The sequence below is a fragment of the Oerskovia jenensis genome, from assembly GCF_016907235.1.
GTDB classification, from domain to species: Bacteria; Actinomycetota; Actinomycetes; order Actinomycetales; family Cellulomonadaceae; genus Oerskovia; species Oerskovia jenensis.
Map to the genome: position 1 here is coordinate 442,150 of NZ_JAFBBO010000001.1, position 13,969 is coordinate 456,118.

At 72.9% G+C, this 13,969-nt stretch carries 13 protein-coding genes; 8 read left to right on the top strand and 5 right to left on the bottom strand.

Annotation, left to right across the window (positions count from 1 at the left end; all coding sequences use genetic code 11):
* Positions 1–10: 10 nt before the first annotated feature.
* The 3 genes from JOD49_RS02040 to JOD49_RS02050 all read right to left on the bottom strand — a co-directional run bounded on the left by JOD49_RS02040 (position 11) and on the right by JOD49_RS02050 (position 4,311).
* Entirely contained in the window at positions 11–2,404 is a 2,394-nt protein-coding gene (locus tag JOD49_RS02040) for a glycoside hydrolase family 3 C-terminal domain-containing protein (protein WP_205305763.1), read from the bottom strand.
* A 109-nt stretch (positions 2,405–2,513) separates the two neighbouring features.
* Positions 2,514–3,146 (bottom strand): hypothetical protein, encoded by a 633-nt coding sequence (locus tag JOD49_RS02045; RefSeq protein WP_205305764.1) that lies wholly within the window; start codon positions 3,144–3,146, stop codon positions 2,514–2,516.
* A 541-nt stretch (positions 3,147–3,687) separates the two neighbouring features.
* Entirely contained in the window at positions 3,688–4,311 is a 624-nt protein-coding gene (locus JOD49_RS02050) for a TetR/AcrR family transcriptional regulator (protein WP_205305765.1), read from the bottom strand.
* A gap of 118 nt (positions 4,312–4,429) precedes the next feature.
* Here JOD49_RS02050 and JOD49_RS02055 point away from each other — a divergent pair, with 118 nt between their 5' ends.
* From JOD49_RS02055 to JOD49_RS02090, 8 genes are all read left to right on the top strand, one after another.
* Entirely contained in the window at positions 4,430–6,091 is a 1,662-nt protein-coding gene (locus JOD49_RS02055; protein ID WP_205305766.1) for an FAD-dependent oxidoreductase, read from the top strand.
* A gap of 148 nt (positions 6,092–6,239) precedes the next feature.
* Positions 6,240–6,887: a LysE family translocator gene (locus JOD49_RS02060; RefSeq protein WP_205305767.1), complete on the top strand. Its 648-nt coding sequence runs from the start codon at positions 6,240–6,242 to the stop codon at positions 6,885–6,887.
* Between the two features lie 173 nt (positions 6,888–7,060).
* Positions 7,061–7,513, top strand: a complete 453-nt coding sequence (gene nrdI / locus JOD49_RS19915) for a class Ib ribonucleoside-diphosphate reductase assembly flavoprotein NrdI (RefSeq protein WP_307822318.1) — start codon at positions 7,061–7,063, stop codon at positions 7,511–7,513.
* Positions 7,514–7,892: 379 nt separating this feature from the next.
* The gene (locus tag JOD49_RS02070) at positions 7,893–8,330 is read left to right on the top strand and encodes a hypothetical protein (protein ID WP_205305769.1); all 438 of its coding nucleotides are present in this window, start codon (positions 7,893–7,895) and stop codon (positions 8,328–8,330) included.
* Positions 8,327–8,743, top strand: a complete 417-nt coding sequence (locus tag JOD49_RS02075) for a hypothetical protein (RefSeq protein WP_205305770.1) — start codon at positions 8,327–8,329, stop codon at positions 8,741–8,743. The genes JOD49_RS02070 and JOD49_RS02075 overlap by 4 nt, the downstream gene beginning before the upstream one ends.
* On the top strand, positions 8,740–9,873 hold the full coding sequence (locus JOD49_RS02080) for a DUF6545 domain-containing protein (RefSeq protein ID WP_205305771.1): 1,134 nt from the start codon (positions 8,740–8,742) through the stop codon (positions 9,871–9,873). The genes JOD49_RS02075 and JOD49_RS02080 overlap by 4 nt, the downstream gene beginning before the upstream one ends.
* Before the next feature lie 30 nt (positions 9,874–9,903).
* Entirely contained in the window at positions 9,904–10,533 is a 630-nt protein-coding gene (locus JOD49_RS02085) for a hypothetical protein (RefSeq protein WP_205305772.1), read from the top strand.
* 218 nt (positions 10,534–10,751) lie between these two features.
* Positions 10,752–11,381: a LysE family transporter gene (locus JOD49_RS02090; protein ID WP_205305773.1), complete on the top strand. Its 630-nt coding sequence runs from the start codon at positions 10,752–10,754 to the stop codon at positions 11,379–11,381.
* Between the two features lie 14 nt (positions 11,382–11,395).
* On the opposite strand, the gene JOD49_RS02095 is transcribed toward JOD49_RS02090, so the two are convergent.
* On the bottom strand, positions 11,396–12,247 hold the full coding sequence (locus tag JOD49_RS02095; RefSeq protein WP_205305774.1) for a nucleotidyltransferase domain-containing protein: 852 nt from the start codon (positions 12,245–12,247) through the stop codon (positions 11,396–11,398).
* A gap of 189 nt (positions 12,248–12,436) precedes the next feature.
* Entirely contained in the window at positions 12,437–13,861 is a 1,425-nt protein-coding gene (gene pyk, locus JOD49_RS02100) for a pyruvate kinase (protein WP_205305775.1), read from the bottom strand.
* Positions 13,862–13,969: the final 108 nt, after the last annotated feature.

Consider the following 13,969-nt stretch of genomic DNA (forward strand, 5'->3'; position numbering starts at 1 on the left):
GGCGCGCGCCTCAGCGCGCGAGCTCGGCCCGCATCCGACGGGTGGAGCGGCGGTTGCGGAAGAATCCGGCGATCAGGGCCCCCGTCCCACGGAAGAAGTGGCCGTTGACGATCGTGAGGAGGCCCTCGGCCATGTCCATGCTCATGGCGCCGTTCGTCATCTTGGCGATCGCCCGGAAGGGCATGCCGCGCAGGAACAGCAGGTTCAGGTCAGGGGTGCCCTTGGCCTCGGCCCGGGCGATCCGCCGAGCGAGCTCGCGGTACGCGAACCGGGCCAGCGGGCTCCGGGCGTGCTCCATGTCCGACAACGGGCTGTTGACGCCGAGTGGCCCGGTCGCCCGGCCGCGCGGGGCCAGCGGGCGCCCCAGGAGCGCCGCGAACGCCTCGTCGGAGACGTCCGTCACGTGGCCGGTACGGTACTCGTCCGGCACCGCGTCGAGACCGGCAGCGGCGGTCCCCGCGACGACGTGCTCGGCGGTCAGCAGCACGGTCTCCACGTCGGAGCCCACGGCGAGCGTCCACGCGCCCCCCTCGGTCTCCCACGTGCCCGTCGCCGTCGAGAAGTGCCGGAAGGTGAACCGGTCGAACCCGATGTGCACGCGTCGGGACTCCCCCGGAGCGAGGTGCACCTTCGCGAAGCCCTTGAGCTCACGCACCGGCCGGTGCACGCCCTCCGTCCCCTCGCGTCCTACGTAGAGCTGAGCGACCTCGGCCCCCGCGACGTCACCCGTGTTGGTCAGGGTGAACGTCACGCCGTCGGCGTCGACCGCGAGGTCCGTGTAGGCGAACGTCGTGTAGCTCAGGCCGAACCCGAACGGGAACGCGACGGGGACGCCGACCGTCGAGTAGTAGCGGTAGCCCACGTAGGGGCCCTCGCGGTACTCGGCGTCGACCCCTTCGCCCGGGTAGTACCGCACGTTGGGCACGTCCTCGAGCCGGACCGGGTAGCTCTCCGCGAGGCGTCCCGACGGGTTCACCGCACCTGTCAGGACCCGCACCACGGCCTCGGCGCCGCCCTGGCCGCCCAGGTAGCCGTGGACCAGCGCCCCGCACTGCGACAGCCACGGCACCTCCACGACCGAGCCCGCGCTCAGCACGACCACGATCCGGCTCGTGACCGAGGAGAGCCGCGCCAGCAGCTCGACCTGGCTCTGCGGAAGTCGCAGGTGGCTGCGGTCCTGCCCCTCGGACTCGCTGATCTCGTCCAGGCCGAGGTACAGCAGCACCACGTCCGCCGCGCGCGCCGCGTCGACGGCCTCCGCGACGAGCGCGGGGTCCGAGGACCCGCCGCGCGTGAAGCCCTGCGCGGTCGCCACGACCTGCAGGTCCGAGGCGCCCAGGGCATCCAGGGCCGTCGTGAGCCGGGTCGGGTTGACGACCGAGGAGCCGGCACCCTGGTAGCGGGGCGTCGCGGCGAAGTCGCCGACGACCGCGACCCGGGTCCCCGACGCCAACGGCAGGAGGTGGTCCTCGTTGCGCAGCAGCACCGCGCTCTGCTCGGCGACGGTGCGCGCCAGCTCGTGGTGCGCCTCGAGGTCGACCTCACGTCCCGCCCCACCGATGCGGCTCCCGAGGACCTTCATCTCCTCGACCCGCGCGTCCAGGTCGGCCATGTCCAGGTCGCCCCGCTCCACGGCGGCCACGATCTGCGCGGCCGAGTCGAGGCCGGGCGAGGGCATCTCGAGCGTGCCGCCACGGCGGACCGCCTCGACCGCGTCGTTGCCGCCGCCCCAGTCCGTCACGACCGCGCCGTCGAAGCCCCACTCGTCCCGCAGCACCTGCTGGAGCAGGAACGGGTTCTCGTTGGCGTACGTGCCGTTGATCAGGTTGTAGCTCGACATGATCGAGAACGGCGAGGACTCGCGGACCACGACCTCGAACCCCGTCAGGTAGATCTCGCGCAGCGTCCGCTCGTCCACCACGGAGTCGCTCGTCATGCGGCGCAGCTCCTGGCTGTTGGCCGCGAAGTGCTTGGGGCAGGCCGCGACCCCGCGCGACTGGATCCCCCGCACGTAACCGGCGGCCAGGCGCCCGGAGAGCAGCGGGTCCTCGGAGAAGTACTCGAAGTTGCGGCCGCACAGGGGGCTGCGCTTGACGTTGAGACCCGGGCCGAGCAGCACGTCCACGCCCTGGTCCGCGGCCTCGGCGCCGAGCGCCTCCCCGACCGACAGCGCCAGCTCGGGGTCCCAGCTGTTCGCGACCGTGGCCGCCGTCGGGAAGCAGGTCGCGGGCTGCGACGCCCCCAGGCCGAGGTGGTCGGCCGAACCCGTCTGCTTGCGGATCCCGTGCGGGCCGTCGGACAGCCACAGCGTCCGGATCCCGTGCCGAGGTACCGCGCGCGTCTCCCAGACGCTCTCCCCGCTGAGGAGCGCGGCCTTCTCGAGCGTGGTCAGTTCTTCCGTCATGGTTCTGCTTCCGTTCCCCCACGGAGGTCTTCTCACGTGGGTGCACTGGTGTGGATCTGCCTGCCCGACCGGTCCGACGGGCTGCGTTGCTCTGGGGCAGGTGTCGCGGCTAGCGCGCCGCCTCGGTGACCTGCTCGGGGACGATCGGTTCCGGGACCTGGCCGCCGTCGGGCCCGGGCACCTGCTTGAAGATGATCTTGAGGATCGGGAAGTAGACGACGACCGAGATGAGTGCGTTGATGATCATCGTGACGAGGTCGGCTCCGACCTCCCCGGTGCTGCCCCAGCGATCGACCATCCACTGGTAGATCGGCTCCTTGTAGAACCCCTGCAACGCCGCGGCCGCGAAGGTGATCAGCACGTACGCGACGGAGTACCAGGCCGCGGCACGCCAGATGTTCGTGTCCGACTTGAACGTGACGTTGCGCTGGAGGAAGAAGTTGATGACCTGAGCGATGAGGAGGGTGACCTGCACCGCGAGGAAGTACGCCAGCCCCCCACCCCCCGTGGGCAGGGCACCCGCCGCGTAGTCGAAGAGGTAGAACGGGGAGCCGTCCGCGTTCGTGCTCACCGCGAGCGCCTGGAACGTCTGGTCCACGAGCGGGGTCAGGTTGAAGATCCCCTTGAACAGCGGCATCAGCGCGAGCTGGAGCACGGTCATCCCCGTGCTCAGGAGCGAGAACATGATGAACTGCGCGACCGTGGGGCGCCGCGCGGAGAGGTCAGCCCAGGCCGTGCGCACGTGCGCCTCCTTCAGGCTCGGAGAAGGTCGTGCCGGAGCGTCGGAGGCTCGCGCTGCCCGCCTGCGGGCCGGCCACGCCATCGCTGCGCACGGCCTCGGGTGCGGCGGGATGCATGCGTGGGTCCACGTGTGTGTCTCCTTCGACTGTCCAAGAGCTGTCGCCGACGCGGGGCCGCCCCGCCTCACCGTCGACCTCGTGGGTTCGGGCGACGTCGGAGGTCGAGGACCGCGACTGCGGAGGGCAGCGACGCCCGGGTGGTCCGTGGCAGTGGTGCCGCTCGCCGTGTGATAACGAACTCATCACAGCGCACCACCGGCGAGGCGAGCGGTCGGTTTGCATAACCTGTCGGTTCTGGCGCACAACCTGTCACCGCTCCGCGAGACCGGTGCCGTCCGGGGCCAGCACGCTGCGGTGGGACGTGCGCGAGGTGGGCGTCCTCGTCCGACCGGCGGACCGCAGCCGGTGGCACGGCCCGGCCGACCACCTCCCCCGGACCGCAGCCGGCGGGCCGCAGCCAGCGGGCCGCGCAGGGTGGTCGAGCTAGAGCGGGAGGTCGTCGACCCGGGTGGGCACCCCGGGCAGCCGTGTCGTCGCCGGTGCCCGCAGCCCGTCGAGGACGAGCGCGTGCGCACGGGCATAGGCGTTGGCCGCCCTGTCCGTCCCGCTGGGCAGCCCGCGGCTCACGGCCGCCATGAGCAGGATCACGTCGCCGGTCGCGACGTCGGTGCGCAGGCTCCCCTCGCGCTGCGCCGCGACGACGAGTCCGTCGACCAGCTCGACGAGCTCGTCCCGGACCCGGGTGAGACCGGCGTCGCGCGCCAGGCCGGCGGACTCCGCGACCGTGACGGTGCCGGCCAGCGCGAGCACGACGCGCAGCCTGTGCGACCAGCCGAGCGCTCCGACGAGCGCGTCCCATGCCGTCGCCTCGTGGTCCCGCGCGCGCATGTCGGCGAGGAGACCGTCGAGGGCGTCCTGCAGGACCGCGTGCAGGAGGGTCTCGCGGTCGGCGAACCGACGGTAGAGCGTGCCGATCCCTACGCCCGCCTCGCGCGCGACGGTCTCGAGCGCGACGTCCGGGCCGACGTCGACGAACAGCGACGTGGCCGCCGCGACGATCTGGTCGCGGTTGCGCTGCGCGTCGGCGCGCAGGACGGGTTCGGTCATCGGTTCCCCCTCGGTCGGCCTCTTCCGCTGCAGCGTATCGCCCGCTACATTCTCAATACGGAGGATTATCCTCCGCTTTCGCCGAGGGCGTGCAGGTCGCGCGTGAGAGGAGGCCGCGATGGAGCGGTCGTGGGACGACGAGGTCGATGTCCTGGTGGTCGGGACCGGCGCAGCAGGACTCTCGGCGGCCATCGCCGCCGCCGACGCGGGGGCGAAGGTCCTGCTGGTCGAGGGGACGGACCGCTGGGGCGGCACGACGATGCGCAGCGGCGGTGGTCTGTGGATGCCCACGAACCCGCTCATGGCGCGCGACGGCGTCGAGGACTCGGTCGAGAAGGCGCTGACCTACCTGGACGCGGTCGTGGAGGACGCCGGTCCCGCGACGTCGCCCGAGCGCAAGCGCGCCTTCGTCGAGGCCGTGCCGGAGGTCGTCACGAGCCTCGAGAGACACGGGGTGCGATGGGTCCGGGCCACGGACTATCCCGACTACTACCCCGAGCAGCCCGGCGGCATGGTCGGTCGCAGCATCGAGGCTCAGGCCTTCGACACCCGCCGGCTCGGCACCTGGATCAAGTACTCGCGCATGACCGACGGAGGGATGCCCCTCCCGCTCCGCACCGACGACGTGTGGCTCCTCGCCCGGGCCTGGTCCTCCCCCAGCGGGTTCGTCCGCGGCGCGCGCTTCGTGGGTCGCACGCTCGGGGCGCTGGTGCGCGGCCAACGTCCCGCGGGCATCGGGGCCGCGCTCGTCTGCTCGCTCATGCAGGTCGTGCGCACCCAGGGCACGCCCGTGCTGCTGAGCACACCGCTCGTCGAGCTCGTGGTCGAGGACGACGTGGTCGTCGGAGCGGTCCTCGGCGGGCCGACCGGGCCGCGGACGGTTCGCACCCGAGGCGGCGTGGTCATCGCCGCCGGGGGCTTCGCCCACCGCACCGCGTGGCGCGAGAAGTACCACGGGGTGCCCGGGTGGAGCGCGGCCGCCGAGGGAGACCTCGGGACCGGGATCGAGGCCGGGGTCGCAGCCGGAGGAGCCGTGGCCCTCATGGACGACGCCTGGTGGGGAGCCGGGGTCGCGATCGAGGGCGGCATGAACGGCTTCGTGCTGAGCGAACGCAGCATGCCGTACAGCATCCTGGTGGACCAGAAGGGCCGTCGGTACACCAACGAGTCGGCGAGCTACATCGACTTCGGGCACGCGATGCTCGAGCACGAGCGCACCGCGCCGTCGATCCCGTCCTGGCTCGTCATGGACGCGCGGGCGCGGCGCAGGTACCTGTTCACGATCGCGCCGTCGGGCACCAAGAAGCTCGAGAAGGCGGGGACCCTCGTCGTCGCCGACTCGCTCGACGACCTCGCCCGCCTGCTGCACATCGAGCCTGCGGACCTCGCGGCGACCGTCGACCGGTTCAACGGGTTCGCCCGCACGGGCGTCGACGAGGACTTCCACCGCGGCGACTCGCTCTACGACCGCTACTACGGCGACCCCGGGGTCGGGCCGAACCCCAACCTCGGTCCGATCGAGAAGGGACCGTTCACGGCCGTGAGGATCGTCCCGGGCGACCTCGGGACCAAGGGCGGCCTCCTCACCGACGAGCACGGCGCCGTCCTGCACGAGGACCTCACCCCCGTCCCCGGGCTCTACGCCGCAGGGAACTCGTCGGCTGCCGTGATGGGCCGCACGTACCCGGGGCCCGGCTCGACGATCGGGCCGGCCGTCGTGTTCGGGTACCTCGGCGCCCGGCACGCCGCGGCCCGCGCGGTCGTGACCGCCGTCCGCTGAGCCGAGCCGGTGCGCTCCCGTCCCGCCCGGGAGCGCACCGTCCGCGCCGCACGCCGTCCGGCACCCACGAGCCGGCGCGCCCCGACGGTCGGTGATCACCAGATGGTCCCCGCCCCCACGGCGCACCCGCCGCTGCGACACTCCCGCCATGTCGACCACGCAGGCGCTGCTCTCCTTCTCGCTCGTCGCCCTGCTCCTGACGATCATGCCCGGGCTCGACACCGCCCTGGTGCTGCGGACGTCGATCGTCCGCGGAAGACGGCACGCATGGGCCGCGGCGTTCGGCATCGGGGCGGGCTGTCTCGCGTGGGGGGTCGCCGCTGCGGTCGGCGCGTCGGCACTCCTCGCCGCGTCTCACACCGCCTACCGCGCGCTCACGCTCGCCGGGGCGCTCTACCTCGTGACGTTCGGTGCACGCCTGCTCTGGACGAGCCTTCGAGGGGCGCCCGCCGCCCAGCTCCAGGTCGACGATCGCCGCTCGGACTCGTCACCTCGCTCGCTGATGGCCACCTTCGCCGCAGGCACCGGCACCAACCTGCTCAACCCCAAGATCGGGGTCTTCTACGTCGCGACCATCCCGCAGTTCATCCCCGACGGGTCGCCCCACCTGCTCATGGGGGTGCTGCTCGCCGTCGTGCACAACGTGATCGGCCTGCTCTGGTTCGCCGCCGTCATCGCGGGCACCCGCCGGGCGACCCGATGGCTCGGCGGACCCTCGGTCGCGCGCGTCACGGACCGGGTCACGGGTGTCGTCCTGGTGGGGTTCGGGATCAGGCTGGCCGCGAGCGCGCGCTGACGACACCTCCCCACTGCGGCACGGGACCTTGTGCCCTGGCACGCCCGACCGGGAGCGGTGTGGACTGGAGGGTCCCCCGACCTGAGGAGCGCCACCCCGTGCCCGACGCCGCCCGTACCGTTCCCCCTTCTGTCGCAGGGGGCCCACCCGGGGGGCCGGGAACCCCCGGGTCGGTGAGCCCCGTGCGGACGGTCGTCTACTTCTCCTCGTCGGCGTCGGGCATGGTGCGCTCGTTCGCGCACCGTCTGGGACGCGAGGCGTTCGACCTGGGCGACCGTGAGGTTCGCCGCTCGGTACCGGACGGACCCTGGGTGCTGCTCACGCCGTCGTACACGACGGGCAACGTCGACAACGACACGATCCCCGAACCGGTACGGCGTTTCCTGAAGAACCCTGCGACCCGGCGTCGCCTCGTGGGGGTCATGGGATCTGGCAACAGGAACTTCGGCGCGTACTACCAGGCAGCGTGCCGCCAGATCTCTCGCGCCTCGGGGCGCCCCGTGCTCTTCGAGTTCGAGCTGCAGGGAACCGCGTGGGACGTCGAGGAGGCACGCGCGGTGCTCGACGAGCTCGACCGGGCCCTGGCCGCGCAGCGGACCGCTCACGGTGGCACCGGACGCGGGTAGCCAGGGAGAGCATGGCACCGGCGCCTTCCGGGGACCCCCTGCTCCCCCGGAGGCGCCGGGCGATCGCGCTCGGACGGGACGCACGACCCCCAAGGCCTCGACCGTCACGAGCACGACACTCGTACTCTACTGAGGGCAATGCGGCCGGGACGGCGAAGTTCCCGTAGATGAGAGAGCTCTCATGTGAACTGCACCACACGTGCGCGCCGGTCACACGACGCCGCCACAAGCGGATCCTCGCCCGCCCTCGCTCCCGCCACCAGGCCCACCACCCCGCCCCCGGGCCGCCGCCGGGAGAATTGCACCGACGCGCGGGGCCATCCGTGCCGTCCGTGCTCCATCGCTACCACCACACCTCTGGTCCTGGGACAATCGACGAGTGACGACACAGGAGACTCCCCCGGGCGAGCGGCTCAGCCGCGCGTTCCAGCACCGGCTGAACGAGCTGTTCGCGAACAGGCAGCGTGCCGGACGCGGCGCGACCAACCGCGAGGTCGCGACCTGGATGACCGAGCACGGCTACGCCGTGAAGGAGGCATACCTGAGCGCGCTGCGCGGCGGCCACCGCACCTCGCCCTCGCTGCGCATCATCGAAGGCCTCGCGGCGTACTTCGGGGTCGAGCCCAAGGACCTGCTCGACACCGGCGAGGACCCCAAGAAGGAGCTGCGGCTCGCACTGTCGGACCACGGCGTCGAGGCCTTCGCGATGCGCGCCGAGGGCCTCTCGGCGGAGAACGTGCGTGCAGTCACCCAGCTCCTCGACCAGATGCGACGCATGCAGTCACTGCCTGCGGTCGACTCCGACGAGGAGCCGTGACCGACCATCGCGCCTGGCTGGGCGCCGCCGGACTCGACCGCGCACGCAGCATCGACGAGGCGCGGGCGATCGTCGCCACCCGGCGCGGGCGACCCGTCGACGTCGTCGACGGCCCGCTCGGCGAAGGCGTCTCGGGGATGTGGCTCAGCCTGCCGGAGAGCGAGAAGATCCTCGTCAGCTCCGAGGCCGCCCTCTCCGCCCACCACCGCGGGCACATCATCGCCCACGAGCTCGTCCACATACTCGACGCGTGCGAGGACCCCACGGCACCCGCCCCCGGTCCGCAGCTGCGCAACCGCTACGAGGACCCGGTCGAGCACCGCGCCGAGTCCCTCGCGAGCGAGCTCATGATGTCGATCGAGGCGACAGGTGGTGTCGCGCACCGGCTCGCCGGGATGGAGCGGTACCGGTGACCTACCTCGCCTTCCTGCTCTTCGCCGGGGCTGCGGGGTGGACCGCGCTGCGGCACCGGTCGCACCTCGACGGCGACCGCGGGCTCACCTGGGGGCTCGGGCTCGTGGCGGCGGCCTCCGCGCTGCGGATCGACGCCGTCGAGTCCTTCCTGCTGACCAGCGCCCCGGCCGGGGTCCACGAGCTCGCGAAGCACGCCCTGCTCGTCGCCGGCTGCCTGTGCATCGCAGCCTGGGTCCAGGGGACCCAGGGGCGGCGCCCCCGGCCGCGGCACGTCGTCGTCGGTGTGGCCTGCGTCGTGAGCGTTCTCGTCGTGGTCTTCGTCCTCAACGGGCCGTGGGAGCGGCGGGACTTCGACTTCCAGACCGCGGGCAAGCCCTGGATGGCCCTCTACTGGGCGACCTACTACGGCGCGTTCTGGTGGGCCACCGCGACGTTCGGCATCTCGACCCTGCGGGCCCGCGACGAGAGGCCCCGCGGCGCCCGCTGGGGCATGGACCTGGCGGCGGCCGGAGCGTTCGTCGGCGTCCTGTGGGCGCTGCTCAGCGCCGTCAACATCGTCCTGCAGGACCCCGAGGCCACCGAGCAGTTCCGCCTCCTGGGCGTGCGCACCCGGTACCTCATCGCGGCGTCGAGCCTCCTGCTCACGATCGGGATCATGGGGCACCTGCTCACAGCAGCCCGGACCCGACGGCGACGACGCGCCGACCTCGGCGCCCTGCACGCCCACCTCGTGGACGCGGTGGCCGAGTCGCGGCTGCCCGCCGTCCGGCCCGAGGTCGCGGAGTACCACCGCACCATCGAGATCATGGACGCGCTCGCGACCCTCGCCCGCTACTCCGCGCCACGCGACGCGGAGCAGGTCCGATCGCTGGTCGGCCGAGCGCCCGAGCCGGTGCTGCGTGCCCTGCAGATCGACGTCGCGGCGACCCGTCGCGGGATGGACGAGCGCCCACCGGTCCCGGCGGACTGGAGCGACTGGGTCACCGACGACCAGGCGCTGCGCGACCTCGGCCGCGCGTTCCGTGAGCAGACCAGCGAGCGGCGGGCGAACGTCCTCGTGGCCGTCCTCGGGCACGACGGCACGCTCGACCCGGACCCACCCGTCGACGTCCGCGCCGACAACTCCTGACCTCGCCCCCTTCGCACACCCCGGAGCCTCATGCCCCGTCCCGCCGCTGCCGCCCCTCCCGCCGACGCACGGTCCGACGCTCCCGTCCCCCGGTGGGCCGTCCTCGTGACGGAGGTGCTCGCCCCCGGATACACGGTCGCGGCCCTCGTCCTGGCGACCGCCCTGTACGCCTCGCCCGGCGCCTCCGGCCTCGGGCACGTCGCCCTCGCCGTGCTCCTGTGCGGAGGGCTGCCCTACCTGTTCGTGCACGGGCTGGCGCGCCTCGCGGTGCTCGAGTCCCGGCACGTGCGGCCCCGGGCACAGCGCATGGTCGTCTTCGCGGGGCTCGTCGTGATCGAGGTCGTGGCGATCGTCGTCCTGCACCTCACGGGGGCGCCGCCGCTGCTCACCCAGCTGCTCACGGCCTACCTCGCAGGCGTCGTGGCCCTCGCGCTCGTCACGCCCCTCGTCCGCGCCTCGGTGCACACGGGCGTGTTCTCGGTCGCGGCAGGCGTCGCGACCACGGTGTCGTGGTGGCTCACGGCCGGGCTGCTCGTCGTGGCCGTCGTCGTGGGCCTGGCCCGCCTCGGCGTGCGCGACCACACGCGGACCGAGGTCGTCACGGGCCTCGTGCTCGGCGCGGTCGTCGGTGCGGTCGCGGCCAGGCTCCTGATCGGCTGACGACGGACCTGGGAGCCGCTCCCGGGCGAGCGGCGCCGTCGGTCCGGGCTGGGCGGGTGGGCGAGCGCGCGGGCGAGTCCTGAACGCTTGACGTCCCCGCCGTCCCGGGGCGATCCTCGACCCATGTCGACGACGCCCGCCCTCCGCCCGCTCGCCGCTCCCGCGCGACCTGCCGGCCGACAGCAGGGCCTGCGCCCGCGGCGACCTCACCGGGTCCGATGACGGCCGCGCTCGTCGCGGGCCTGGTCGCCGGGTACGCGATCGCGATCCCCGTGGGCGCCATCGCGGTCTACCTCGTGACGCTCACCGCGCGCACCCGCTTCGCCGTGGGAGCCGCGGCGGGTCTGGGTACGGCGACCGCGGACGGCATCTACGCGACGGTCGCCGTGGTCGCGGGGGCCGTCGTCGCGCCGCTGGTCGCGGCCGTCCGCACCCCCCTCACGTGGGCGTCCGTCGCGGTCCTCGCGTTCCTCGCCTGGCGCACGTTCCGTCCGGCCCTCCAGCGCGTCCTGCCCGACGGCGCCACGCCCCGCCCGGCGACGAGCGACACCACTCCCGTGCGCGCCTGGGCGACGCTGCTGGGGCTGACCCTGGTCAACCCCGCGACCGTGATCTACTTCGCGGTGCTCGTCGCGGGCGGGGCACTGAGCCCCGACGCGACCGGACCCGAGCGCGCGGTGTTCGTCGCCGCGGCGTTCGTCGCCTCGGCGAGCTGGCAGATGGTCGTCGCGGGCGGCGGCGCGGTGCTCGGGCGTGCCCTGACCGACGACAGGGGCCAGCGGGTCACGGCGGCCGTCGGCGGGCTCGTGATCCTGGGGCTCGCGGTGCACCTGGCGCTCGGGGCCTGACCAGTCCAGGGACGTCAGGCCCCGAGCCGCACCGGGGCGTACCTCGCGACCGCCGACCGGAAGAACTCCGCGGCGCGCTCCCGAGCCTCCGTGCGGTCCCCTGTCACCGTGGGCTCACCCGTCCCGGCGGAGGCACCCGACCACGCCCCGACCTGCCGGGCGAGCTCGAGCTCGTCCGCCACGAACCGCGAGATCACCTCGGGGACCGCACCCGAACCCATCTCGCGCGTGACCGCCTTGAGGGCCACGAGCTCCTCGACCGCGTCCCGGAGCCCGACCGGCGCCTCCCCCTGCGCGAGCAGCGTCCGCAGGTCCATGGGCGGCATCGAGCCGGGATGGACCCTCAGCCAGCGCAGCACGGCCGCCGGCCGCAGCGCGTAGAACGCCTTCTTCAGGCCACGTCCACCGTCGGCCCAGCGCGCATGCTGCCCCGCACCGACGTGCGCGTAGTGGCGCACCAGCGCGGCGCGGTCGACGACGTCCCGCGCGAGCGCCAGGAGCTCGTCACGGAGCTCGGCGTCACCCCGGTACACGATCGGGGAAGCCAGCCACTCGACGAGCGTCGCGTTCCCTTTCACGAGGAGCCGGACCGCCTTGACCAGGTCCCACCCGTTGACGTCGAGCACCGGGTCGAGCGGCGTCTCGATCACATCGCGCCGCGGCCACGGGTCGAGGTAGTCCTCCGCGGTGCGCACGAAGACGAACCGGCAGTCGTAGTCGCTGTCGGGTGACGGAAAGCCCCATGCCCTGCTCCCGCTCTCGACCGCCCACACGATCGCGACGCGTTCGCGGTCCGAGACCGCGTCGAGCCGGTCGTCGATCGTCGCGACGACGACGGGGTCCAGGGACGAGGGGATGGTGCGCATGCGAGGAGACTAGCGACGCGGTCGCCCGGCGGGCCAGTGCTTTGCCCCGGGTCCGCCACGACCCCCTGCTGCGGCCCCTCTCCGGGGTGAGCGCCGTCGTCGGGCAGGAACGACGAGGCCCCGGTGGCCGGTCGCGCGAGGAGCGCGGCCGGCCACCGGGGCCTTGCGTCGATCAGAGGTCAGCGCGGATCAGACGTCCGTGCTGTCACCGATCCGGTGCACGAGGATCGAGTTCGTCGTGCCGGGCTGGCCCACGGGCGCTCCCGAGACGACGACCACGAGGTCGCCCACCTCGGCGAGGCCGTTGGCCTGCAGGGTCGTGTCGACCTGGCCGACCATCGCGTCGGTGTTGTGCACCTCGGGCACCTGGTACGTCTGGGTGCCCCACGTCAGCGACAGGACGTTGCGCACGTGCTCGCGCGGCGTGAACGCGAGCAGCGGGATCGACGAACGCAGACGGGACATGCGGCGAGCCGAGTCCCCCGACTGCGTGAACGTCGCGAGGTACTTCGCCCCGAGGATCTCACCGATCTCGGCAGCGGCACGCGTGATGGCGCCACCCCGCGTGTGCGGCGTCGAGCCGAGCGGAGCCATGCGCTCACGGCCCGCCTCCTCGGTCGCCACGATGATGCGGGCCATCGTCTCGACCGTCAGGATCGGGAACTCGCCCACGCTCGTCTCGCCCGAGAGCATGACCGCGTCGGCACCGTCGAGGACGGCGTTCGCGCAGTCGGAGGCCTCGGCGCGCGTCGGGCGCGGCGAGTTCGTCATCGACTCGAGCACCTGCGTCGCGACGATGACGGGCTTCGCGTTGCGGCGAGCCATCTCGACGATGCGCTTCTGCACGAGCGGGACCTGCTCCAGCGGGAGCTCGACCGCGAGGTCACCACGCGCGACCATGACACCGTCGAACGCGTCGACGATCTCGGCGAGGTTCTCGACGGCCTGCGGCTTCTCGATCTTCGCGATGACGGGGACCGTGCGGCCCTCCTCGTCCATGATCGTCTTGACGTCGTCGAAGTCCGCCGCGGAGCGGACGAACGACAGCGCGATCAGGTCCGCGCCCAGACGGAGCGCCCAGCGCAGGTCGTCACGGTCCTTCTCGGACAGCGCCGGCACGGAGACCGCGACGCCCGGGAGGTTCAGACCCTTGTTGTTCGACACCGGGCCGGCGACCTCGACGCGCGTCACGACGCGCGGGCCCTCGACGGCGGTGACGCGGACGAGCACCTTGCCGTCGTCGATCAGGATGGGGTCGCCGACGCGCGCGTCGCCCGGCAGGCCCTTGTGCGTCGTGGAGACGAGCTCCTTGGTGCCGACGACGTCCTCGGTCGTGATGGTGAAGACGTCACCCTCGTTGAGCCAGTGCTTCTCGTCGCCGCCGAAGCGGCCCAGGCGGATCTTCGGCCCCTGGAGGTCGACGAGCACCGCGACGGAACGGCCCGACGCCTCGGCGGCATCGCGCACGCCCTGGTAGACGGCTGCGTGCTCCTCGGCGCTGCCGTGGCTGCGGTTGATCCGCGCCACGTCCATCCCGGCGTCGACGAGCGCCCGGAGCTGCTCCTTCGACTCGGTCGCGGGTCCGATGGTGCAAACGATCTTTGCTCTGCGCATTTCTCCAGCCTCGTTGTTCCTTCGTGTCCGGCGGAACCGGACCGCTTCGGGCCCCTGCCTGGGCCCCGTCTCCACCCCGACGTCCTGACCGGACGCCGGGGCGCGTCT